This window comes from Pseudomonadota bacterium (assembly GCA_018823285.1).
Taxonomy (GTDB): Bacteria; Desulfobacterota; Desulfobulbia; order Desulfobulbales; family JAGXFP01; genus JAHJIQ01.
The window spans coordinates 15,895-39,076 of record JAHJIQ010000030.1; the positions used below are offsets into that span (position 1 = coordinate 15,895).

At 55.3% G+C, this 23,182-nt stretch carries 22 protein-coding genes; 11 read left to right on the top strand and 11 right to left on the bottom strand.

Translation table 11 applies throughout. The features are described from left to right. Window positions 1-219: 219 nt before the first annotated feature. From KKG35_08020 to crcB, 5 genes are read right to left on the bottom strand one after another with little or no spacing between them, the layout of a single operon-like run. A complete protein-coding gene (locus tag KKG35_08020; GenBank protein MBU1738075.1) occupies window positions 220-900 on the bottom strand; it encodes an ATPase in 681 nt (226 codons plus the stop codon). Next, on the bottom strand, window positions 897-1,685 hold the full coding sequence (locus KKG35_08025; GenBank protein ID MBU1738076.1) for a hypothetical protein: 789 nt from the start codon (window positions 1,683-1,685) through the stop codon (window positions 897-899). Before KKG35_08025 ends, KKG35_08020 begins: the two co-directional genes overlap by 4 nt. An 8-nt stretch (window positions 1,686-1,693) precedes the next feature. Next, window positions 1,694-2,770, bottom strand: coding sequence for an LptF/LptG family permease (locus tag KKG35_08030; protein MBU1738077.1), 1,077 nt, complete (start codon window positions 2,768-2,770; stop codon window positions 1,694-1,696). Continuing rightward, entirely contained in the window at window positions 2,767-3,999 is a 1,233-nt protein-coding gene (gene lptF / locus KKG35_08035; protein MBU1738078.1) for an LPS export ABC transporter permease LptF, read from the bottom strand. Before lptF ends, KKG35_08030 begins: the two co-directional genes overlap by 4 nt. Window position 4,000: 1 nt before the next feature. Next, window positions 4,001-4,384 (bottom strand): fluoride efflux transporter CrcB, encoded by a 384-nt coding sequence (gene crcB, locus KKG35_08040; protein ID MBU1738079.1) that lies wholly within the window; start codon window positions 4,382-4,384, stop codon window positions 4,001-4,003. Window positions 4,385-4,788: 404 nt separating this feature from the next. Here crcB and KKG35_08045 point away from each other — a divergent pair, with 404 nt between their 5' ends. The 6 genes from KKG35_08045 (at window position 4,789) to KKG35_08070 (ending at window position 11,861) form a co-directional block, all read left to right on the top strand. Further along, window positions 4,789-6,333 (top strand): DUF4445 domain-containing protein, encoded by a 1,545-nt coding sequence (locus KKG35_08045; protein ID MBU1738080.1) that lies wholly within the window; start codon window positions 4,789-4,791, stop codon window positions 6,331-6,333. A 212-nt stretch (window positions 6,334-6,545) separates the two neighbouring features. Beyond that, window positions 6,546-7,577 carry a phosphoethanolamine methyltransferase gene (locus KKG35_08050; GenBank protein MBU1738081.1) on the top strand — a complete coding sequence of 344 codons (1,032 nt, stop codon included), beginning with the start codon at window positions 6,546-6,548 and terminating at the stop codon, window positions 7,575-7,577. Next, on the top strand, window positions 7,574-8,833 hold the full coding sequence (locus KKG35_08055; GenBank protein ID MBU1738082.1) for a glucose-1-phosphate adenylyltransferase: 1,260 nt from the start codon (window positions 7,574-7,576) through the stop codon (window positions 8,831-8,833). Before KKG35_08050 ends, KKG35_08055 begins: the two co-directional genes overlap by 4 nt. Next, window positions 8,830-10,107 carry an NTP transferase domain-containing protein gene (locus tag KKG35_08060; GenBank protein MBU1738083.1) on the top strand — a complete coding sequence of 426 codons (1,278 nt, stop codon included), beginning with the start codon at window positions 8,830-8,832 and terminating at the stop codon, window positions 10,105-10,107. The genes KKG35_08055 and KKG35_08060 overlap by 4 nt, the downstream gene beginning before the upstream one ends. A gap of 50 nt (window positions 10,108-10,157) precedes the next feature. Further along, window positions 10,158-11,285, top strand: a complete 1,128-nt coding sequence (locus tag KKG35_08065; GenBank protein MBU1738084.1) for a branched-chain amino acid ABC transporter substrate-binding protein — start codon at window positions 10,158-10,160, stop codon at window positions 11,283-11,285. 369 nt (window positions 11,286-11,654) lie between these two features. Beyond that, on the top strand, window positions 11,655-11,861 hold the full coding sequence (locus KKG35_08070) for a hypothetical protein (GenBank protein MBU1738085.1): 207 nt from the start codon (window positions 11,655-11,657) through the stop codon (window positions 11,859-11,861). A gap of 80 nt (window positions 11,862-11,941) precedes the next feature. Here the strand turns inward: KKG35_08070 and KKG35_08075 are convergent, their stop codons facing one another. Beyond that, window positions 11,942-12,256, bottom strand: coding sequence for a hypothetical protein (locus KKG35_08075; protein ID MBU1738086.1), 315 nt, complete (start codon window positions 12,254-12,256; stop codon window positions 11,942-11,944). Window positions 12,257-12,520: 264 nt separating this feature from the next. Here KKG35_08075 and KKG35_08080 point away from each other — a divergent pair, with 264 nt between their 5' ends. The 4 genes from KKG35_08080 to KKG35_08095 are packed head-to-tail and all read left to right on the top strand — an operon-like array spanning window position 12,521 to window position 16,141. Beyond that, window positions 12,521-13,423, top strand: coding sequence for a branched-chain amino acid ABC transporter permease LivH (locus KKG35_08080; protein MBU1738087.1), 903 nt, complete (start codon window positions 12,521-12,523; stop codon window positions 13,421-13,423). 2 nt (window positions 13,424-13,425) lie between these two features. Further along, window positions 13,426-14,652, top strand: coding sequence for a branched-chain amino acid ABC transporter permease (locus KKG35_08085; GenBank protein ID MBU1738088.1), 1,227 nt, complete (start codon window positions 13,426-13,428; stop codon window positions 14,650-14,652). Continuing rightward, a complete protein-coding gene (locus KKG35_08090) occupies window positions 14,649-15,434 on the top strand; it encodes an ABC transporter ATP-binding protein (GenBank protein ID MBU1738089.1) in 786 nt (261 codons plus the stop codon). Before KKG35_08085 ends, KKG35_08090 begins: the two co-directional genes overlap by 4 nt. Continuing rightward, window positions 15,434-16,141 (top strand): ABC transporter ATP-binding protein, encoded by a 708-nt coding sequence (locus KKG35_08095; protein MBU1738090.1) that lies wholly within the window; start codon window positions 15,434-15,436, stop codon window positions 16,139-16,141. The genes KKG35_08090 and KKG35_08095 overlap by 1 nt, the downstream gene beginning before the upstream one ends. Window positions 16,142-16,254: 113 nt before the next feature. On the opposite strand, the gene KKG35_08100 is transcribed toward KKG35_08095, so the two are convergent. Further along, the gene (locus tag KKG35_08100) at window positions 16,255-16,443 is read right to left on the bottom strand and encodes a PIN domain-containing protein (protein ID MBU1738091.1); all 189 of its coding nucleotides are present in this window, start codon (window positions 16,441-16,443) and stop codon (window positions 16,255-16,257) included. A 159-nt stretch (window positions 16,444-16,602) separates the two neighbouring features. On the opposite strand from KKG35_08100, the gene KKG35_08105 reads away from it, so the two are divergent. Next, window positions 16,603-17,607 (top strand): transposase, encoded by a 1,005-nt coding sequence (locus KKG35_08105; protein MBU1738092.1) that lies wholly within the window; start codon window positions 16,603-16,605, stop codon window positions 17,605-17,607. A 105-nt stretch (window positions 17,608-17,712) separates the two neighbouring features. On the opposite strand, the gene trpA is transcribed toward KKG35_08105, so the two are convergent. The 4 genes from trpA to KKG35_08125 form a co-directional block, all read right to left on the bottom strand. Further along, window positions 17,713-18,483, bottom strand: a complete 771-nt coding sequence (trpA, locus tag KKG35_08110; protein ID MBU1738093.1) for a tryptophan synthase subunit alpha — start codon at window positions 18,481-18,483, stop codon at window positions 17,713-17,715. Next, on the bottom strand, window positions 18,470-19,780 hold the full coding sequence (gene trpB, locus KKG35_08115; protein ID MBU1738094.1) for a tryptophan synthase subunit beta: 1,311 nt from the start codon (window positions 19,778-19,780) through the stop codon (window positions 18,470-18,472). The genes trpA and trpB overlap by 14 nt, the downstream gene beginning before the upstream one ends. A 398-nt stretch (window positions 19,781-20,178) precedes the next feature. Further along, window positions 20,179-21,471, bottom strand: a complete 1,293-nt coding sequence (locus KKG35_08120; GenBank protein MBU1738095.1) for a cyclic nucleotide-binding domain-containing protein — start codon at window positions 21,469-21,471, stop codon at window positions 20,179-20,181. After that, window positions 21,468-23,090: a hypothetical protein gene (locus tag KKG35_08125; protein ID MBU1738096.1), complete on the bottom strand. Its 1,623-nt coding sequence runs from the start codon at window positions 23,088-23,090 to the stop codon at window positions 21,468-21,470. The genes KKG35_08120 and KKG35_08125 overlap by 4 nt, the downstream gene beginning before the upstream one ends. Window positions 23,091-23,182: the final 92 nt, after the last annotated feature.

Sequence of the window (23,182 nt, forward strand, 5' to 3'; positions counted from 1 at the left end):
TATAATTTTATCACGGCCCGGTGGGGCGGAAGTGGCACGAAGAAGAGGCTCAGGAACGGGGAGTTTTTCTGGAAAAAAGCTGGCAGTCCATGCCCGAGCTGCCGTAAACGGTTATTGAAGGCAGCTGGGCGGACTTGAAGCCCATGGCTCTGCAGCCATAAGGGTGTGAAGGCTCATGGGTGATATAAAAGTGGATGCACCTATAGCAGTCGGGGCGGGTCAGGTCGAGCATTTTTTCAATTTTCCCTCCCTGATCAACCGGTGGCTTTCCTCGAGTCCGGCCAAGAGGACATAGCGGCCAAGGGGCACCACTTCGCAGGGAAAACTTTCTACGAAAAGCCGGTTGTCACAGAGCCCGCCTGACAGATAAATCTTGCCGGGCGCCCCGGCGAAACGATAGGCGTTCAGGGCGATGCCCTTGACGAAACGGGCGACCGCTTCGGCTTCGTCGATCCCGGAGGTGATGGCATCGAAGATCTTGCTGATCCCGAGAACCCCGCAGGTGACCGAGAACGTCCGTTCGGGGACCGGCAGCTTGTTGAAATCGAGTCGGTAATAGTTTTCCAGGAGTTCAATGGTAAAGCCCATTGAGGCGCCGCATTCCGCATTCCAGCCCATGTCGAGCAGGCGGCCGTCTTTGTAATGGACATACTTGATGTCCCTGCTGCCGCAGTCGAGGATCAGGTAGTCGGATTCGGCAATGAGGGCTTCCCCGCCCCTGGCGAGGGCCGTCAGTTCATTCACATATTCGGTGCAGAACCGTTTGCCGTTATGACCGGTGGCCAGATCGACCTTCAGGCTTTTCGGCAGCTCCTTGGTCGGCAGCATGTAGGGCTCGCGGCCTGCTTCATCCAGGTCGACAAATTTTGAATACGAGGTTCCGAAATCGGCGAGGATCATCCGTTCACCCCGGAAAGTTCAAGGAAGGCCTGGATTTTGGCCATCGCGCTGCTGCCGGTGGTGACATCGATGTCGAGATACAGGGAATGGGGGTGTTTTCTCGCCAGCAGACGGGCGAGCGCAGTCTTGGCGCAGAAAGACTGGGCAAAGAACACCGTAGGAATTTCCGGGTTGATGATCGCCTCAAGTTCGGAGTCGGCCGGGGTTTTGTTTTCCATGCATCTGGTCCAGCCGAAGACATGGGTGGTGGCCGGGAAGGGTTTTAAGATCGCAAAGTCACGGGGCGGAACGCCCCAGAATCCGGCCGTTGGTCTGCACTCCGGGAGGGGTGGCCCGGGCTCGGCCGACTTCACCCCTTCGGTGATCGCCACGAATTTGTCCATGAGGTCCATGCGGGCGGTGCAGAGCGGGGTGCCGAAGGGGGTGCGGTCGGTATTGACGCACCGGATCACCGGGATCGGCAGTTCGTCTTCAAGGATGGTCGCCACATGAAAAGCGGCGTCGCACTTGCCGGGGCCGACATCGACGAAGATCGCGTCGAGTTCCAGGTGCATGGCGTTTAAAACGACGGTCCGCAGGATGGCGCAGTAAACCCTGGGCAGCAACGAGACCGTGCTTTCCATGTCTTCCATCACCAGCATGGCGTCAAGGTCGAGAATTTCCACCTGTTTCCCGTTCAGCAGCCGGATGATCTCAAGCGAGGGGACTCCGACGATCCCCGCCTTCCGGAGGGTGCCCGAATTGATGAGGGAATGAAAGGCTCTGTTCTCAGGGATGCTGTTCATGGATTTAGTCAGCGGTCCTGGCGTCCGATTAATAGAAGACCAAGTGAGCCGGTCAGCAGGTGAATGGACCAGGACATCATGGCCGGATCAAGATTATAGGTTGCGGTCATCGATTGGGCCGTGCTCCACCAGCCCCAGGCGCCAAATGCCATCAGGCAGCTCACCGGAATGGCGACGGTGAGTTCCGCACCAAAGCGTTGATGAACGATGAGCAGCATCGGTAAGCCAAGAAGAACCAGGGGGAGACCCAGGAAGAGGTATGAGAGCCGTTTGTGAAGTTTCCGTTCGGCATAGATCCGGTCATCGGTTTTGCAGAGAAACTCCCAGGCGAGGTCGGAAAGGGATGCCTCGCTCTCACGATATTCCGGGAGGAAGAAGTCTTCCGGGCGATCAGGGAGGGGGAGGGAGAGTTCGGTGAAAGTGGTGGAGATATAGATGTTGTTGCTGTCAGGTTTTTTGATCTGGCCACTGGTAAAGGTCCAGATATTGTCTTTCCAGCTCGCCCGCGCGGCGATGATCTGCTTCTGCAGGCGGAACTCGTTGTCCCATGCTGAGTAGTTGAATTCCCTGAAAACAGTTTCGCCGTCTCTTGGCTGCCTGAAAGAGTAGATGTTGTGATTCCCTTTAAAAAAGACATGGCCGTTTCGGACAATGCCTTGCGAACGGCTCTTTTTCACCTCTTCATGCCAGATCCGGTTGGTGGCCTCGATGGTCTGGGGCAGAAACCACTCACTGGATGCTGCGGCGAGCAGAGTGAAAATGATGGTGGCGGCGAGAATCGGCCGGATGACCCGCCGCACGCTTATCCCGCCGGCCTTCAGGGCCATAAGTTCATGACTGTGGTTCAGAACGCCGAGGGTGATGATCCCGGCCAAGAGCAGGCAGACCGGCAGCAGCTGATCGAAGATCAGGGGGATCTTCAGGCACAGGTACTCAAGGGCCCTGCCGGTGGTCAGCCCGGCTTCAAGGAAATTATCGACCTTTTCAAAAAAATCAACCAGCAGGTAGATGGCCATCAGCGAAGAGATCACCAGTAGAAGATTGCGGGTGAACTGGCTGAACAGATATCGGTCCAGAAGGTTCATTCGCCGGTCTCCCCGGTTTTTTTCCTGAACGGCGCAAGCAGTGCCGGGAGAATCCCCATCATCCGCTCAAGATGGCTGACCGAGTTTTCCCGGGCCGAGGTCCGGATGAAAAGAAAGGTGATGATCCCGAGCAGCAGGTTTGGCGACCACATGACGACCCAGACCGGGAGTGGCGACACTTCGGCGGTGGATTTGGCAAAGGTCAGCATGATGTAATAGAGGATGAAAAAGAAAAGCCCCAGAGGGAGCCCCATCTGCCGCTGTCCGGGTCTTGACTGCAGGGCGAGCGGCAGGGCCAGCAGGGTGAGAATAAAGCAGCCCACCGGCAGGGCCAGCCGCTTATGAAACTCCAGGAGTATCGAGGTCATCCGGTCGTGGTGCCTGATTCTGGCCTGATCGTCAGTAGCGGCAAGATATGCGATTTGGTGCTCTTTACTCTTTGCGGATAATTCCGCCGGGGTCAGATCGCTGGTGTCCTGACTCTTGATTGGGGTCCCGTCTTTATAGGTCGGATTGTTGAAATTTATGGGCAGGTGGAGCCGATAACTTTTAAACTCAATCGTCTGGCTGCTGTTTTCTTCGGCCCGGTGGATGCTGCCGTCTTTCAGGCTCAGGATGATCATCATCTCGTCCAGACGGGAGTTGAGGTTACCGTTTTTCGCAAGAATGGTGAGCGGATTGTCCTTGTCCCGCCGGTCGGAGATGTAAACCCCCTGCCACTCACCGCTGTTATCCACCTCGTCGATGTAGATTACGATGTCTTTGACGCTGTCGCTGAATTCGCGGGGCCGGAGGCCCTTGTCGACTTTTTCCCTGGCCAGCTGGTACATGGTTTTTTTCATGGCCACACTGCCTTTCGGAATCAGCGACCAGGAAGCGGCTCCGGTGAGGAGCGAGGTGAAAAGCGCGATGAGGATCACCGGGGGGAGCATTTTATACAGACCGATCCCCGAAGCTTTGAAGGCGAGGATCTCGTTGTCGCCGGCCAGCCTGGAAAAGGCGATGATCACTCCGATGGTGCTGGCCATCGGGATTGAAAAAAGCATGAGATTCGGCAGGAGGTATGAGCTGATTCTTAAAAAATCGGGGAAGTCGACGCCGAAACTGAAGATCATCTCCAGAAAAGATGAAAGTTTCCCCAGGAACAGCACCGCATTGATGATCACCAGGCTTGCGAAAAACGGCCCCAGCATTTCGGAGGCCAGGTATGCATAGAGAAGGATGGGCATTTCAGGTCGTCAGCAGATAGCGGCGGGAAATATAGTAGCCGGCCAGGACCAAGGCGACCCCAAGGATATTGCTGATCCCGACATAGAGAAGGGCGGTGCGCCATTCGCCGATCTTGAACAACTGGGTCGTCTCCCTGGCAAAGGTTGAAAAAGTTGTGAATCCGCCGAGAAAACCGGTAAAGATGAACAGTCGCCATTCGTTGGTGAGCCGCGAGCCGTCAAAGAAACTCCAGAGCAGGCCGATGGCAAAAGAACCCAGCAGGTTGGCGGCGAGGGTCCCGAAGGGGAAATTCGGTCCGGAAAAACGCTGCACAACCAGAAACAGCAGATACCGGCTGGCGGCGCCCAGGGAGCCTCCGGTCATGACGGCAAGGATTTTAAGCATCAGGTTTCCAAATGGTCTGCGACCGGGGAAAGGGCAATTGAATAGATTGGCCGGCGGCGCACAAATTGCACTCTTCGGGTACTCACTTCAGTACCCCCTTGAGGGGTATAAGTCTCGATGTCTCGCAAGCTCGCTTTCGCCCAGGGGCATAAGTTTCGTATAAGCAGGCACGCCGCTTAACTGAACTAATCGGTATGAGCAGACAAGCTGCTCAACTCAGCTTTATTTCCAGAACTGACAAATTTACTATTTAATGATATTTATGCAAAAGGAATTCTTTGAGTCACAACTTTCCGATTTTGGCTATTCTCCTGATAATAAAGGGGTCTCTGTGATTTGATAGTGCATGTGTTCCATAAGAAGCCAGAAGCCAGAAGCCGGAAGCCAGGAGAAAAACTTTATTTATGGACGCCATCGTTCGATTCTTTGAAATACATTCTACTCCGCCCAGCCTGCAGGACAACACCGCCGATCTCGACCGGTTGCGGCGCGCGGTCGGGGTGGCCCTCGGCGGGGCTGAGCCGGCCATTGCATATGGCGATATCACTCCTCTGGCAGCGGCTTACCGAAAAAACGGCTTTGCCGGCGTTGCGGTGGTCAACTGTCTGCCCGGGGGATATGAACTGGTGGATTTTCTTTCGGTTCCGGCAGGAGCCCCCCTCGGGATGGCGCTTGATCTCGGAACCACTCATCTTGAGGCGAGCCTGATCAATCTTCAGGACGGGTCATGCCTGGCCCGGAAAAATCTTGAAAACAGTCAGATCCGGTATGGCGATGATATTTTGAGCCGGATTCATTTTGCGGCCACTGCGGGGGGGCTGAAAACGCTTCAGGAGAGAGTGGTTGCCGACATCAATCATCTGGCCGAAAGGCTCGCGATCCAGGCGGAGGTTGAGTGCCGTGAGATCAGGGCGCTCTGTGTCTCCGGCAATACCACGATGGTTCATTTTTTTCTGAATCTTGATCCACATCATCTGATCAGGGAACCATATACTCCTCTCTGCAACAGTGTCGATCCCATTCGCGCATCCGGACTATCGCTGGCGGTGCATCCGGCCGCTCCGGTCCTCGTGATGCCCAGTGTCGGCAGTTATTTCGGTGGCGACCTGGTCTCCGGAATCATCGCCAGCGGCATGGACCGGGCGGAGAAGGTGAGCATGCTGATTGATGTCGGGACCAACGCCGAGGTGGTGATCGGCAACCGGGACTGGATGATGGCCTGTGCCGGAGCGGCAGGCCCTGCGCTTGAAGGCGGGGTGGCCAGAATGGGAATGAGGGCCGGGGTCGGGGCCATTGAACGGCTGGAAATCGAGGTTAAAACCGGCGAACTTTCCTACACGACCATTGGTGGCGGAAAGCCGGTCGGTCTCTGCGGCTCCGGCATCATCGACCTGGTCGCGGCGTTGTATCTCTGCCGGGTGATCGATATCCGGGGTAAATTCAGGGAGGAAAGTTCGAGCGACCGTCTGGTCAGGACGGAAGAAGGGTTGGCCTATGTCGTTGCCGGATCGGATGAATCGGCCGACGGCCGGCAGGTTGTTTTCGGGCAGGTCGACCTTGATGCGGTCATGCGCTCCAAGGCCGCGATGTATTCAATCTTGACCACTCTTGCCTCCCAGGTGGGGGTCGAACTGAAGGAACTGGAAAAAATATATGTCGCCGGAGCCTTCGGCAAGCATATCAAGCCGCGCCAGGCCATTGTTCTGGGGATGCTTCCCGATCTGGATATTCATACATTTGTTTCCATCGGCAACAGCTCTCTGGCCGGGGCCGAGAAAGCCCTGATCGACAGATCCGTGATCGGGTCATGCCGCGAATTGGCCAGAAAGATCACCTACCTCGAACTGAACGTCAACCAGGATTTCATGATCAGATTTTCCGGTTGCCGCTTCATTCCCCATACGGATCATACCCTGTTCCCCAGTGTGCCGTTTTTTAATGAAGCATGAGATGTGGTAAAATGTTCAGTTTCTTGCATCCTGGTGATGAAATGTGTTAAATTCCTCTCCTTCAGCAACGGGGAGGGCTGATGTTGGTTCAGCAGATGCCGGATGTTTCCATTGTCCGGCCGGGTGAAAGTATTGGTGGACCGCATTGACAGCCGCGTGCCAGGTCATTCCTGGCTTTATTTATTTGAGGAAATGTATTCCAGGGGGAGTTTTTGAAGAACGGTCAACGCCAGAACGGTAAGCAGGGCAAAAGTCTGCAAAAGCGGACGGCCAAAGAGCGGCTTATTGAATTCTGGGATATTTTCGGCAAGGATGATGATGTTCTGGTCATCATTAACGCAGACCCGGATGCACTGGCCAGCGCCCTGAGCGTCAAGCGGCTCTTGCGCTACCGGGTTAAAAGCATCACCATTGCCTATCCCAACGAGATCAGAAGACTCAGCAATATCGCTATGGTCGACCTGTTGAAGATCCAGGCGGAGCGCCTTCAGAACTGCAAGATCGGCGACTACAATCGTAAAATCATCCTTGATTCACAGCCCGACCATCTGCCGAGTTTCGAAGGTATCGGGTTTGATGCGGTGATTGATCACCATCCGGCCACCAAGGGGTGGGTTGCCCCCTTTGTCGATATCCGGAAGGAGTATGGGGCAACGGCCTCAATGATGGTGGAATATCTGCGGGCCGCCGGGATGAAGCCTTCGGTGCCATTGGCCACCGCCCTGTTTTATGCGATCAAGGTCGATACCCAGAACTTTGAGAAGCGCACCGTATCGGCTGACGCCATCTCGTTCCGTTACCTGTATAACATCGCCAACCACGATCTGGTCCGCAAGATCGAGCTTTCCGAGCTCAGGAAATCGGAACTGAATTATTTCCAGACCGCTCTCAATGAGTTTCGTATAATAAAGCGTCGTTTGTATGTCCATATGGGGCGGGTCAGGAGCCCGGATATCCTGGTGATGATCGCCGACTTTTTCAACCGGGTCCATGAGGTTTCCTGGGTTCTGGTTTCCGGAGTGCATGCTGATAAACTGATCGTCATCTACAGGTGTGACGGCTATAAAAAGAACGCCGGGAAAATTGCTACGACCATGTTCGGCAAGATTGGTTCCGCCGGGGGTCATCGTGAAGCGGCAAGGGCCGAAATACCCATGAAGTCTTTTGATATCGAAGGGGAGTTTACCACCCAGAACCTGATCCGGCTGACAACCAAGCATTTGAAAAAAATGGAACCCGTATGAAGCTGAAGCATGGTACCCTGGCCCTGATCCTGGCAGGCGGCAGGGTTGACGAGCTGAATGTACTGACCTATTATCGTCCCAAATCCGCCGTTCCTTTCGGCGGGTTCGCCAGAATCATCGATTTTTCCCTGAGCAATCTCATGAATTCAGGCCTGGAGCGGGTTGCGATTCTCAGCCAGTACCGCAACTATTCCCTGATCAACCATATCGGGATCGGCGCATCCTGGGATATGATCGGCCGGAATCGCGGGGTGACCATCCTGCCGCCTTTCAAGGGTTCGCAGAAATCGAGCTGGTATCTGGGCAGCGCCGACGCCGTCTATCAGAATCTTGATTTTATCCAGTACCATAATCCGGAAGTCGTCCTCATTCTCTCCGGTGACCATGTGTACCATATGGACTATCGGGAGATTATTGAATACCACCGGGCCAAGGGCGCCGATCTTACCATCGGTTGCCTTCAGGTCCCGCTGAAACGGGCCCACCGTTTCGGGGTGGCCGACATTGACGATGAGGATGGCGAAATGGGAGGCCGGGTTCTGCGCTACACTGAAAAACCCTATAAACCGGAATACAACTGGGCCTCGATGACCGTCTACTGCTTTCGGCCGGAGGCGTTGGTGAAGACGCTCAAGAGCAATGCCGAAGAGGGTGATTCGTTTGAGTTCGGCAGGGACATTATCCCGCAGATGATGGCCGAAGGGCGCAGGGTTTATGGCTATAAATTCTTTGATTACTGGGGCTATACCCGGACGGTTGAAGAGTACTGGCAGACCAGTATGGATCTGCTGGGTGAGAATCCGCGGCTCAAGATGGAAAACTGGGGAGTGCGGACCAATCTCGACCATCGGGGGATTCGCGACTACCAGCCGCTGAAGATTGGCGACCATGGTGAGGTGAGCGATAGTCTGGCCTATAACGGTTGTGTCATCGAGGGGCGGGTTGAGCGTTCCATTCTTTTTCCCGGAGTCAGGGTGGGGCGGGGGGCGGTGGTCAAGGATTCGATCCTTTTCTTCAATGATGTCGTCGGCGAGGATGCGATGCTCAGCAAGGTGATCAGCGATGTCGATGTGATTTTCGGCGACGGCTGCCGGGTAGGTTGTGCTGAAGGGGCTCCGGGCGGAGATCCCGCCGTGGTCGGCTGGAGCAACGAGATCCCGGCCGGGCGCAGTATCGGCCCGGGCAGCACCCTTTACCCGCATCTTGCCCGGGAGCTGCTGGGCAGGGACATCGCAGCCGGGGAGAGTGTTGAATGAACGCTGAATCCAGAGCCTTTCATGACGGCAGTACGGTGGTCCTCCTGCTGGCCGGCGGCATCGGCAGTCGGCTGAATGTTTTTGTCCAGTCCAGGGCGAAACCGGCGGTTCCTTTCGGCGGCCTCTACCGGATCATTGATTTTTCCTTGAGCAATGTGATGAATTCAGGGTTGAACCAGATCGGAGTGCTCACCCAGTATAAGCCTCTGTCCCTGATGCGTCATTTGCGCAGCGGCGAGGCCTGGGATTTCACCGGACGGAGCCGCGGGGTCAAGATCCTGCCGCCACGGACCGGATCGAAGGATTCGGACTGGTATAAGGGAACGGCCGATGCGGTGCGGCAGAACATCGATTTTCTGAAGTCCCACCCATCCAGCGAGGTGCTGATCCTCTCCGGAGACCATATCTATCAGATGGATCTGGCGAGAATGATTGATTTCCATCGCGAAAAGGAGGCCGACGTCACTGTGGCCATGATGGAAGTCGATATCGACAAGATCCATCAGTTCGGGACCGGGATTACCGACCCGGACGGCCGGATTGTCGAATGGGAGGAGAAACCGGAAAAGCCGAGGACCAATCTCGCCTCGATGGGGATCTATGTCTTCGATACCGGGTATCTTCTTGAAACCCTTGAGCGCGACCGGCGGGAAATCGATTTCGGCATGCACATTATCCCGACCGCCATTGCCAAGGACGACGTGTTTGCCTATCCATTCCAGGGATACTGGCGCGATGTCGGGACCATCCAGGCGTTCTGGGAAGCGAATATGGACATCATCAGGCCGGATTCCGGGATCTCGCCCCAGGCGTGGGGCATCTGTTCCAACCCCGAAACCGACGGGATGATCGCCGACCGGCCTCCGGCGAGGTTTGCTGCAGGCTGCAGAGTCAGGGGGTCGATGATCTCCGCCGGCTGCGTCATTGAAGGTGAGGTGGTCAACTCGGTTCTTTCTCCCGGTGTTGTGGTAAGAGCCGGGGCCTCGGTCCGGGACGCGGTTGTTTTCTCCGATTGCCTGATCGAAGCGGATGCGATGGTCGATCTTGCGGTGCTCGACCGCCGGGTGACGGTCAAAAAGGGGGCGGTGGTCGGCTGCGGCGAAGATAAAGAGTTGCCGAACCGTCTTTCACCAAAGCATCTGTTTACCGGCATCACCGTTGTCGGCAAGGAAGCGGTTGTTTCGGAGGGGATGAAAGTCGGCCGCAATTGTATTGTAAATCCAAATGCCAGGCCGGAGCCGGGGACGGTGATTGAGTCGGGCGGAACGTTTTAATATTTATGAAATTCAATACTATGTTAACTGATCGGGGGGATGGAGATAATATGAAATACGGAATTATAAGGGCCCTGGCCCTTTTGCTGACCGCATTGTTGATTGTGTCCTGTGGTGGTGACAAAAAAGACGGGAAGGCTGTCAGGATTGGCGTGGCCGGGTCGCACAGCGGGGATCTCGCTTCATACGGTTTGCCGACGGTGAAGGCGGTCCGGATGGTCGTTGAAGAGGTGAACAGGAGCGGCGGCGTTTTGGGCAAGAAAGTTGAGCTTCTACAGGAAGATGACGTTTGCAAGCCGGAGGTGGCAACCAATACCGCGACCAAGCTGGTCTCGGAAAAAGTTGATGCGGTGATCGGCCACATCTGCAGCGGCGCCACCAAGGCGGCCCTGGGGATTTACAAGGATGCCGGCATGGTCACCATCTCGCCGTCGGCTACCAACCCCGATCTGACCCAGAGCGGAGAGTATCCGAACTTCTTCAGGACCATCGCCTCCGACGACGCCCAGGCGCGGCGCGAGGTTGACTTCGCCCTGACCGTGCTGAAGCTCAGAAAGATTGCGATCATTCACGACAAGGGCGATTACGGCAAGGGACTTGCCGAATTCGCAAAAGCGTTTGTCGAGAAAGATCCGCGGGCGAAGGTTGTTTTGTATGAGGGAGTAACCCCGGGGGCGGTTGATTATTCGGCCATTGTCCAGAAGATCAAGCGCTCCGGCGCCGGAGCGGTAATCTTCGGCGGCTACCATCCGGAGGCGTCCAAGATCGTGACCCAGATGCGGCAGAAGAGGCTCGACACCATCTTCATTTCCGATGATGGTGTCAAGGACGACACCTTCATCAAGGTCGCCGGTAAATTCGCCGAAGGCGTCTATGCCACCGGCCCCATGGACACCTCGGACAACCCCCTGACCAAAAAGGCGGTTGCCGAACACAAAAAACTCTACAATGAGTCCCCCGGCGCCTTTTTCCTGAACGCCTACGCCGCGACCCAGGCGCTCCTGAACGCCATCGAAAAGGCGGGTTCCACCGACTACGCGGCAGTCACCGCCGCCCTGCGCAGCGAGTACGTGGAAACCCCGCTCGGCAGGATCAGCTTCGATGAGCGGGGAGACGCGATCGGAGTCGGCTTCTCCATGTTCCAGGTGGTGAACGGGAAGTATGTGGAAGTAAAATAGAATGTGATTTGCATGTCTGAAAAAGGAGGCCGATCGGCCTCCTTTTTTTTTTGCACCAAACAAGAGGGGATTCCGGAAATCATTGAAGTAGAAAAATATGTCAGGTAGAAATATAATTTATTTTTCGTGCAAAGCACAATTGTGGTTTCTTCACGATGTTGTTGAGAGGGATTTGGGAATAGAGAATGTTTTATATCGATATTTTTAAAACTCTGGTCCCCCTGGCTTCGGTTGAAGATATAGCTGAGTTGAGCAGCTTGTCTGCTCGTACGAAACTTATACCCGAAGGGTGAATGATTCTGATGAAAGAAATGAGCGGAAGAGTACAGGATCTGGCCGATATTGCACATCTGCGCCGTCTTCGGGAGGATGGTGTTTGATATGAGAGAGATGCTCGTCGGCAAAGGAGGGTTTTCGTACCATGTCAGTGACGAACAGCTTGAGGCGTTTCAGTGTCTCACCCCTCTGCAGCGTCTGCAATGGGTGGATGATGCCCGCCGCTTTACCCTGATGGCCCGCACACCGGAGACAGCCGTGCGTCAAGAAAGATTGCGTCAGGGTAAAAGCATTGTCTGAAAAGAGAGGAGCTGCTTAATTGGGTGCCCGGATGAGATTTTTTTCTTGAAAGAGAAAAATATCTGAAAAACTGATGGGAATCACCCCGAATTTATTCTTGAACGGTCCCGCCCGAGGTCCCACTTGGTGAGGACCAGATTTCGGTTTTCCTCTTCTTCCACCAGCTGGTAAAATTTGCACTCGGTGCATTTGATAAATTTAAAGGCGATGATGTTCAGGTTGTTGCAGCTGGTGTTTTCGATCATCCAGCAGAACCGGCCTGCCGCCTGACCACCATTCACCCCATCGAACTCCTGGTCGATGGTTGCCGGGCAGACCCCTTCCGTTTCGGCTTTCCGGCCTCCCGGCTCACGGCCGCAATCCTTGAATTCCCAACAGTTTACTCTCTTTCTCATAGTGTTCATTTACCGATTGTTGTGTTTTTGAGAAAAAAAACCTTACAACTTAATTGATTTCGTGTCTGTAGGAAATTGCTGATTTTTTTGTAGGGAAAACCTTACACGCGGTTGCCTTTTTCTGCCGCCTGTTGCGCTGGAGTGGTTCCAAAAAGAATTGAGAATATTTACTTGTTCGTTTTTTTCTGGTTTGTTATCGGGAACGATGATTTGGTTGTGCATGGGCGGATCCGGTTTAATTCGACAATACAAAAAAGAGAACAAGTGGATTATTTTCTGGAGTTGTTTTTCAGCGGCCTGACCCGGGGCAGTATCTATGCCCTGATCGCTCTCGGCTATACCATGGTCTACGGGATCATCGGGCTGATCAATTTCGCCCATGGCGAGATCTATATGATCGGCGCTTTTACCGCTCTGATCACGGCAAGTGTCCTCACCGTGCTCGGTTTGAATCAGCTGGCGATTCTTCTCTGTGCGGGTCTTGCTGCAATGGTCTATGCGGCTGCCTATGGGTACACCATCGAGAAGGTGGCCTATAAGCCATTGCGCCGTGCGCCGCGTCTGTCGCCCCTGATCAGCGCCATCGGGATGTCGATCTTTCTGCAGAATTATGTGCTCCTCGCCCAGACCTCCGATTTTTTGCCGTTTCCGGCATTGATCCCCGAGATGCCTTTCATGGAACCCTATGTGAATATTGTCGGCACCTCTGACCTGGCGATTCTTCTGGTTACCTCGGTGGTCATGGTGATTTTAACCCTGATTATCAAATTCACCCGGATCGGCAAGGCGATGCGGGCCACCGCCCAGGACCGGAAGATGGCGATGCTGGTCGGTATTGATGTCAACCGGGTCATCTCGATGACCTTTGTGATCGGCTCCGCCCTGGCCGCGATCGGCGGGCTGCTCATCGCTTCCCATATCGGGCAGATCAATTTCTACATCGGTTTTCTGGCCGGGATCAAGGCCTTCACTGCCGCAGTACTCGGCGGCATCGGGTCGGTGCCGGGTGCGGTCCTCGGCAGCCTGATCCTCGGCTGGACCGAGAGTTTTGCCACCGGCTATGTGTCCAGTGACTATGAAGATGTCTTTGCCTTCACCTTGCTGGTGCTGATCCTGATTTTCCGGCCGGCGGGAATCCTGGGCAAGAAGGACAACAAGAAGGTTTAGGGATGCAGGTTTTGCTGAAGATCAAGGATGAAATAAAAAAGTCAGGGCTCTTGGCGATCTGGTTCATGTTCCTGACCTTTCCGATCCTGGTTGTCAAGGTCAACCCCATAGAGGGAGTGATCCTGTGGCGGTGGCAGAATATGTTTCTGGTCGGGGCGGGCAGTTTTTTTCTCTCCATGCTGGGGCGCTATCTCCTGCAGCGAAAGGAAGAGGGGCGAAGGGTGGCCGGTTTCGGCACTGCCGAAGCCGGGATCAGGAAGCTGCTCGCCGAGCCCAGGTTTTCCCTGCCGGGGTTATGTATTGTCTGTGGTTTCGTGCTGGGCTTTCCCTTTCTCTTTTCCGCCTATCAGACCAACATCATGACCACCGCCCTGATGTATGTGGTGCTCGGTCTCGGGCTCAATATCGTGGTGGGGCTGGCCGGGCTTCTTGATCTCGGCTATGTCGCCTTCTATGCGGTGGGGGCGTACAGCTACGCCCTTCTGAACTATCATTTCGGCATTGGTTTCTGGCTCGCTCTACCTATCGGCGCAGTGCTCGGGGCGACCTTCGGCATCCTTCTCGGCTTTCCGGTACTGCGGCTGCGGGGCGATTATCTGGCCATCGTGACCCTCGGCTTCGGAGAGATCATCCGGCTCGTCATGGAGAACTGGAATGAATTTTCCTTCGGTCCCAGCGGGATTGCCAATATCCCGAGGCCGGGACTGTTCGGGGCAGAGCTCTCCCTGCAGTCGGCGATCATCTATCTCTACTATCTGGTGGTCGGGCTGGTTGTTTTTACGGTTTTTGTGGTGAATCGGCTGCAGGATTCCCGGATCGGCCGGGCCTGGCTCGCCCTCCGGGAGGATGAGATCGCCTGTCAGGCCATGGGGATCGACAAGACGAAAACCAAGCTGACCGCCTTTGCCATGGGGGCCACCTGGGCCGGGATGGTCGGGGTGATCTTTGCAGCCAAGACCACCTTCATCAATCCGGCGAGTTTCACTTTCCTGGAATCGGCCATTATCCTCTCGATTGTTGTCCTGGGCGGCATGGGCTCCATTGCCGGGGTGGTCATCGGCGCCCTGGTTCTGGTCCTGCTTCCCGAATATCTGCGTGCTTTCGCCGATTACCGGATGCTGATCTTCGGGGCGATCATGGTGGTGATGATGATTTTCCGGCCCCAGGGGATCATCCGTAATGTCCGCAGGGTCTATACATTTCATGGTGAAGAGGGCGACGTCGAATGAACGGAACCATCCTCAGCGTGAAGAAACTCACCATGGAGTTTGGCGGGCTTCGGGCCCTGGACGGGATTGATATCGATGTCCGGGCGGGAGAGATCGTCGCCCTGATCGGTCCCAACGGCGCAGGCAAGACTACCTTCTTCAACTGCATCACCGGAATCTACGAACCCACCGGTGGCGAGATTTCCTGCGTCGGACCGGGAAGGGACGAGGTGCGGTTGAACGGTCTGAAACCGAATCTGGTCACCGAACATGGTCTTGCCAGGACCTTTCAGAATATCCGCCTCTTCCCGGACATGAGTGTTCTTGAGAATGTGATGATCGGCTGCCATTGCCGCACGCGATCCGGGATATTCGGCGCGATCTTCAGGAACCGCAACACCGTTTTGGAAGAGTGCGAAATTGTCGCGAAAAGTTACCGGTTACTGAAGAAGATCGGCATTGCCGGGTATGTGAATGAACTGGCCGGGAACCTCCCTTACGGGATCCAGCGGCGTTTGGAGATCGCCCGGGCTCTCGCCACCGACCCCTTCCTGCTGCTGCTTGACGAACCGGCGGCCGGGATGAACCCCCAGGAAACTGCGGAACTCGATGAACTCATCGTCCGGATCCGTGATGAAGAGGGGATTTCAATCCTGATGATCGAGCATGATATGAAACTGGTGATGAGCCTATCCGACCGGATCGTGGTGATGGATTACGGAAGGAAGATTGCGGAAGGGAATGCCGAAGAGGTGCGGAATGATCCAGTGGTGATCAAGGCCTATCTGGGTGAGGAGTTCTGATGCTGCGATTGTCCGGGGTAAAGACATATTACGGGGCGATCGAGGCGCTGCGGGGGGTTGATCTTGAGATCCGCAAGGGCGAGATCATCACCCTGATCGGCGGCAACGGCGCGGGGAAGACCACCACCCTGATGTCGATCTCGGGGATTGTTCCGCCCCGGGAGGGGAAGATTGTTTTTGCAGGAGAAGAGCTCAATGGCCTGCCCCCTGACCGGATTGTTGCAGCCGGAATCAGTCAGGTGCCGGAGGGCCGGCATATTTTCCCAGACCTCACCGTGCTTGAGAATCTGGACCTGGGGGCGTTTTTACGCAATGACCGGGCCGCAATCAGGCAGGATCTGGCGTACGTCATGGACCTTTTTCCGATCTTGGCCGAGCGTCGCAACCAGCTTGGCGGCACCTTAAGCGGAGGCGAGCAGCAGATGCTCGCGATCTCACGGGCGCTGATGGCGCGGCCGAAGCTGCTCCTGCTGGACGAGCCCTCTCTCGGGCTTGCCCCGCTAATCATCCGGCAGATCTTCGAGATCATCAGACGGATCAACAGCGAGCACGGCACCACTATCTTCCTGGTCGAGCAGAACGCGAACCTCGCGCTCCATGTGGCCCACCGGGGCTATGTGATGGGAAACGGCCGGGTGACGATGTCGGGGGAATCGGCCGACCTGCTCGGCGATGACCGCGTCAAGAGTGCCTATCTTGGGGTTTAAAGAATGAAGAGTTAAGAGTGAAGAATGAAGAGTGATACGAAACAACAATTCTTAACTCTTCATTTTTAATTCTACATTCCAGCTATGGCGCCAGCCATGTGTTTTACCCTGTGTTAGATGCGGAGCAAACCGTCGATTCGAGCAAAATGGGCATCAAGGGTGTAGAGTTTGAGACCATGTTGGAAAGCCGTGGCTGCAATCCAGATGTCATTCGTGGGGATCGGGGTGCCTGCATTTTTCAATTGGTTCAGGACCGAGCAGTAGAACTCGGCTGTTCCCTCATCAACTGGAAATAAATTCACCCTCGGCGAGTCAAGAAACTGTTAATTAATGTAATGTAATGTTAATGCGGGACGATCTTAAATAAATAACTATCTTGATTGTTGGCGGCTTTAATGCGGGACGATCTTAAATAAATAACTATCTTGATTGTTGGCGGCTTTATTGGTAGAAATGCACTCATGCCACGCACAGCAAGACTCGACGCCCCAGGGGTGTTTCACCATGTAATGATTCGTGGGATTGAGCGCCGTAACATATTTAGAAATAAGAAGGACCGCGAAGATTTTCTGGAACGGCTTGGAAGACTGCTTCCGGAAACACATACCGCTTGTTATGGCTGGTCATTTCTCTCTAATCACGCCCACTTCCTGTTCCGAACCGGAGATATCCCTCTTTCTAACCTGATGAGAAGGTTGCTGACCGGCTATGTCATCAGCTTTAATCGGCGTCATAAGCGTCATGGTCAGCTGTTTCAGAATCGATTCAAATCAATTGTGTGCCAGGAGGAAGTCTATCTCAAGGAACTGGTTCGTTATATTCATTTGAATCCCATTCGGGCCGGGCTGGTCACCGATATTGAGCAATTGGATAGATATCCGTACTGTGGTCATAGTGCGCTCATGGGTCTGGTTTCGAGAGCATGGCAAGGAACGGATTATGTTCTCTCTTCATTCAACAAAACGTACCACGCCGCGCGTCTTGCCTACCGTTCATATATGGAAGAAGGACTTCAACAGGGACGCCGGACGGAATTGGTTGGCGGCGGTCTGGTGCGAAGTCTCGGTGGTTGGAAGGAAGTTAAACGCCTGACGTCCGGGGCGCGAGACCATAGCATGGGCGACGAGCGGATATTGGGAGAATCAGATTTTGTTGAAGCTGCACTTTCTCAAGCAGAAGAAGCCCTTGAGAGACGCTATAAACTGAGGTCCCTTGGGTATGATTTGCCTCGTCTAGCTGAAAGGGCTGCGGAAATTTTTGGGATAGACGTTGAAGAGATATATTCTCCAGGGCGCAAAGATCGTAAAGTGAAGGCGAGAAGTCTTGTCTGCTTCTGGGCTGCGAGGGAACTCGGGATCTCATTAACGGAATTAGCTCGCGCATTCGGAATGAGTGTCCCCGGCATCGGCTATGCGGTGGAAAGAGGCGAAAAGCTCGTGAAGCAGAACAAATTCACTTTGTCATAATTTGTTAGTTATTTAGGATCGTCCCACTTTATTACTTTACGCTTTACGCTTTACTTTACTTTATTCGCTTTACGCTTTACCGCTTTACATTTTTAATTCGCGGCGTCAGCCGCGTCGCAGTCCGGCGATAAACGGGCCGACCGCTGCTGCTCCTTCTTCATTCACCAGGCGGATGGTCTTGGTGCCGATCACCGCGATGTCGCCCTTGCCGGTCAGGTATTTCACGTCGTTCCGGTTGCTGATCCCGAAGCCCACCGCCAGCGGCAGATTGGTGGCCTTGCGGCAGCGGGCGATGTAGTCATTGAAGTCCGCGTCAAATTCCGTCTCTTTGCCGGTTACTCCGCGCCGGGCGACGCAGTAGATAAATCCCTTGGCATGGGCGGCGAGTTCCTTCATCCGCTCATCGGTGCTGGTGGGGGCAAAGATCAGGATCGGGGCGATCTGATATTTATCGGCCAGGGCCAGGAATTCCTCCCCCTCTTCCGGCGGCATGTCCGGGACGATGAAACCCCTGATCCCGATCTCCTGTGCTTTCCTGAAGAACGCCTCCACCCCGTACTTGAAGATGATGTTGTAATAGGTCATGAACAGGAAGGGGATGTCGTGGGTCCGGGTGATCTCGGCGGCAAAATCAAGGCAATCACTCACTCTGGTTCCCGCGCTTAGCGAGTCCTGATTCGCCTTCAGGATCATCGGCCCGTCGGCAACCGGTTCCGAGAAGGGGATCTGCATCTCGATCAGCTCGACCCCGTTCTCGACCATCTGGCGGATCACCTCGCGGTTCACGGCAAACGAAGGATAGCCCAGAACCAGATGGGTCATGAGCAGGATCTTCTTCTCTTTCCGGGCGTTATTTATATAATCATTGAGCTGCATATTCCTGACCTTTCTTGATGATGAATTTTTTCCAGGACGGGTCGTTGAAGGCCTGGGCGATGGTGAAGATGTCCTTGTCGCCCCGGCCGGACATATTGATGATGATTGCCTCATCCTTCTTTGTTTCCGGCGCTTCCTTGTAGGCCTGGACAAAGGCGTGCGATGATTCGAGGGCCGGGATGATCCCTTCTTTTTTGATGGTGAGTTCGAGCGCCTCCATCACTTCCCGATCGGTTGCGGCAGCAAAGCGCACCCGGCCTTTATCGTTTAAGTCGGCAAGGATCGGGGAGACCCCGACATAATCGAGTCCGGCCGCGACGGAGTGAGTGTCCAGCATCTGGCCGTCATCGTCCTGCAGGAACATGGTCTTGTACCCCTGGGCGACCCCCGGGGAAGCGTCTTCGCCTGCCAGGCGGGCCGCATGTTGACCTGATTTTAAGCCATGGCCGCCCGCTTCCACGCCGATGAGCTGCACTTCCGGATCGGCAAGAAATCCCTGAAAGATTCCCATGGCGTTCGAGCCGCCGCCTACACAGGCAAAGACCCGGGCCGGAAGCGAGCCGTGCTGGGCCAAGATCTGTTCCCTTGCCTCGATGCCGATGATCGACTGAAACCACGCGACCATCTCCGGGAAGGGGTGCGGCCCGCACACCGTGCCCATAACGTAATGGGTGTCATCCATCGAAGTGACCCAGTCGCGGAACGCCTCGTTGATCGCGTCCTTCAGGGTTTTTGAACCGCTGGTCACCGGGACCACGGTCGCGCCGAGCTTCTCCATCCAGAAGACGTTGGGCCGCTGCCGAGCCACGTCTTCCTCACCCATGTAGATCGTGCAGTCAAATCCGAAACGGGCGGCCATGGTGGCGGTGGCCACTCCATGCTGGCCGGCGCCGGTCTCGGCGATTACCCGTTTTTTACCCATCCGTTTGACCAGCAGCCCCTGGCCCATCACGTTGTTCGCCTTGTGGGCCCCGGTATGGTTCAGGTCTTCACGCTTGATGTAGATGGTTCCGCCGCCGAAATGTCTGGAGAGATTCTCAGCTTTGGTCAACGGGGTGGGACGGCAGGAGTAGTTCTGCATCAGGGCGACATATTCGTCCCAGAAAGCCTTGTCGTTCCGGACACTTTCGAATGATTCGTCCAGTTCCCGGAAGGTCTCGTAGAGAACCTCGGGAATAAATGCTCCGCCCCATTGTCCGAAATAGCCTTTTTTGCACCCTTCGGGTACCAGTCTCGATGTCTCGCAAGCTCGCTTATCGGTACGAGCAGACGAGCTGCGCAACTCATCTTTATTCATGGTGTCTGTTCCTTGCTGGCATCGTTAAATCCTGAATTTTTTCAGGAAGGGGACAAAATAGCTTTTTTTATGCAGGCGGTCAACAGGCAGAGGGTTTCTGCGGTGAATTAAGAAGAGGGTGGGCGTTCCGAAATTGGATCCGGGGAGAAGGATTCAGCTGATTCCCAGCGCAAGGGAGTCCGGGTTTTGGTATATGAGGTAACCTGCCTATATTGTTTATTAATGCCAACTTCGATGTGCAGCGGGGCCGGGGTTGGGCCATCCTTCGACAAGCTCAGGATGAGCGGGCTTTGATGGGCTATGGAAGGACGGCAGTGACCGGGGCTGATATACAGTGTAATAGCAATTCCGCACATCCTGAGCTTGTCGAAGGATGACAGTGAGCCTGGCGGACAAGACTACAACGCTGCGGCGATCTCCTTGATGGTGACGGAGAAGTTTTTCTCGATGGTTTCCGTGTCAAGGCGCAAAACCAGCCAGCCCTGATTGATTCCGGCCCGGTCGCTGATTGCCACCACCGCTTCAATGCTTCTGCCTCCGGCCTGTGGGGGCCGTTCTGCCAGATAAATCGCCAGAGTCCCGTTGGTATTGCCATTCTCGCCGGGGTATCTCGTGCCGTCGTAAGGTTTGCCGATCAGGGTCGAGCATTCGGGGTGAGCAGGGGTGTGGGCGGTGACCACTTTCCGGTTGCGGTCAAGGAGCATCAGCCCGGGAATGCCGACCAGGGAAGGCTGATAGCGGGCGAAATATTCCGCAAGAATCATCCCGGAATTTTTCTGGTAATTTTGCCCAAGCAACGGGGAAAGAGCCAGCTCAAGGGCCTTGATGTCATCAGCAAGCCTGGTCTGGAAGGCGATGGGGCTGTGGGCGGTTTCGATGCCGGGGGATTTTGCGGGGGAGAGATGTTCCCAGAAAATCCAGCCCGAAAGAATGACCACCGCGAGCAGCAGCAGGGGAAGCCAGTTCTTGATCCGGCGGTGTTTGACCGCGAGCTGCTGCTGGCTGGTCGCGTCACGGCTCAGAAACAGATACCCCTGGATGTTGTCATGGGGGTCCTTGAGCAGGGTGGTGCTGGTGGAGACGAAAAACCACTCTTTTTCCGGATGGTTGATTTTCAGGGTTTTTTCGCTCATGACACCATGGTCGGGCAATTCGGCCATGAACTGGTGAAAGGCCGCCTGATTGTCATAGACCTCTTCAATCGGTTTGTCGCGCATGTCCGTCCAGCTCCTGCCGTAGAGCTTCTCCGCAGCGCGGTTCCAGGAGAGGACCCGATGTCTGGTGTCGGTCATGATCACCGCATCGGGCATCCGGTCGCAGAATTCCCTGAACCCCTGGGCGATGTTGGTGGTGTCATGGAGGCGCCTGGCCAGGATCTTCGCCAGATGTTCACCGAACTCGGGGTACTGCCGCCATAAAGTATTCACTTCGTCGCTCGGGAAACGGAGCACCCGCGAATCCTCAACCGCGACTACCGAGGCGATCCGCACCGTTCCGAGCAGAAATGAGAGCTCGCCGAAAAAATCAGGTTCTTTGATTTCGCTGATCTTCTTCCCGCCTTTCACCACGTCCAACCGGCCGGAATCGAGAACATAGAGGTCACGGGCCTGATCACCTTCGGAAAAGATGACGCTCCCCGCCGGATAAAAGGTTTGGTATTTTTTCAACTCCTCGTGGTCGGTCAGATTCATGATGGGTTCCTGTTGAGTGAGAGGCGGCAGGCTTCAGCGAAATCTTCCGGATAATGGCCGTTGATGAAACGGAGTTGCGCTTCACTGAAGGCGCCCGGAGATTCCGGGAGTTTCGGTAGAAATGAGTACAAGAGCCGCTGGTCGCTGTCATTGGAGTCGAGTCTTTTGGCGTACTCAATGGTGGTGACCATTCCGGCACCCATTCCGGCCAGAGTTTTCTGGGCGGCAAGGATGCCCCGGTCAAGCGAACTGCGGGTCGCGGTGTTGCATTCCAGGATATTGCCCGTTTCTTGTAAGCACATCAGCTGAAGCTCCCATTGAGAAGTCTGGGCCTTGGGCACGAAGAGGATGACATGTTCGTCTTCGAAAACGATCAGGCTTGCCGGCAAGTCTTGGCGGCCGTCGGTCCGGGAGTTTGATCGGATCGCTTCGAGGTAGCAGGCAAAGAAGAATTTTCCGGTGGCTTTCAGGAAGGCGGTGCAGAAATCCGCGATCAGGTCACCGCAGCTGAAGGGTTTAAAATCTGTTTGATTCTGGTCTGCGATCAGAGCCGGAACAAGGGCGTACTGTTGATGGATCTGCTGATGCGAGGCATGCAGGCGATATCCGCTCGGGGCAAAGTCAAAGCCGAAATTCCAGCCCCATAGGGTGGCGGTGAATGTTCCCGCACCTTTGTCGGCAATGGTGCGCAGAATTTCAAGCCGGAGGTCTTCAAGTGCGCTTTCGGGCATCGGCAGTTGCGGAATTTCCGGGGTCAACCCGAGATCTTCAGCCAGCCTGCAGTAGGTGCGCTGATAATAAAGATGTCGCAGGCCGGTCATGTCTTTCCGGTCAAGATCGCTGATTGCGTAGCGCACCGCGTCATTTGCCATATTGGCGGCGTAATGACCCCAGCCGATATAGCTGTTGCGCCGCAGGTACTCGAATACATGGTTCCCGCCGCCGCCCGTCGAGGTGTATTCGCCGACTATTTCACTCCCCCCCTGGATACCGGGCTTCAGGACCATGATATTCTTGTAGCTGTCCGGGAGGAACGGGTTGTTCACCAGGGCCTCAAAAAGAGCGTGGTCGAAGACTTCCGGGGAGGGTTCCCGCCCGGGACGGTCCTGAAAGAGAATGCCCGTCGGTTCGTGACTTACCGGGTCATGGATGATGGCGCAGGAAATTTCGGCGAGCCGGACAAGGTCGGCCGGGTCGGTTGAGGTGGTGGCGGCGGCCAGGAGCATGGCGTGCGGCAGACCGGCAAAGGCGGCAGCGAGACTTTCGGGATCCTTGTTCCCGAGGATCGTTGCCAGGCTTTCGGAAAGAGAGGACTCCCGGCGGGCGGGCAGGCGGATCGAGGAGGGGTTTTTCGCCCGCGCATCGGCCCAGTCCTTCTTGATGAAGGTCACCCCCCGGAAAGGAAAGGGGTTGGGGATTTCATAGATCCAGGGGGCATCTGTTTCAACCACCCTGCCCGGCGGGTAATTGCGGCAATTGTCGATCGCGTTTCCATCCCCTTTTGCGCCAAGCTGCTCGACACCGTCACCTGCCCGGTAATTTTCGACGGTAAAGGAAGGTTTATGGATTCCGAAGACAAAGCACCCTTTCGGGGTGACGCAGGTAGGGGGAGTTTTCAATGGTTGCTATCCTCTGCCATGGCGATAGGTTATCAGACACTGAGACCATTATATTGACAGAGCCCGGAATACACAAGAAAAAGGGCGGGGCA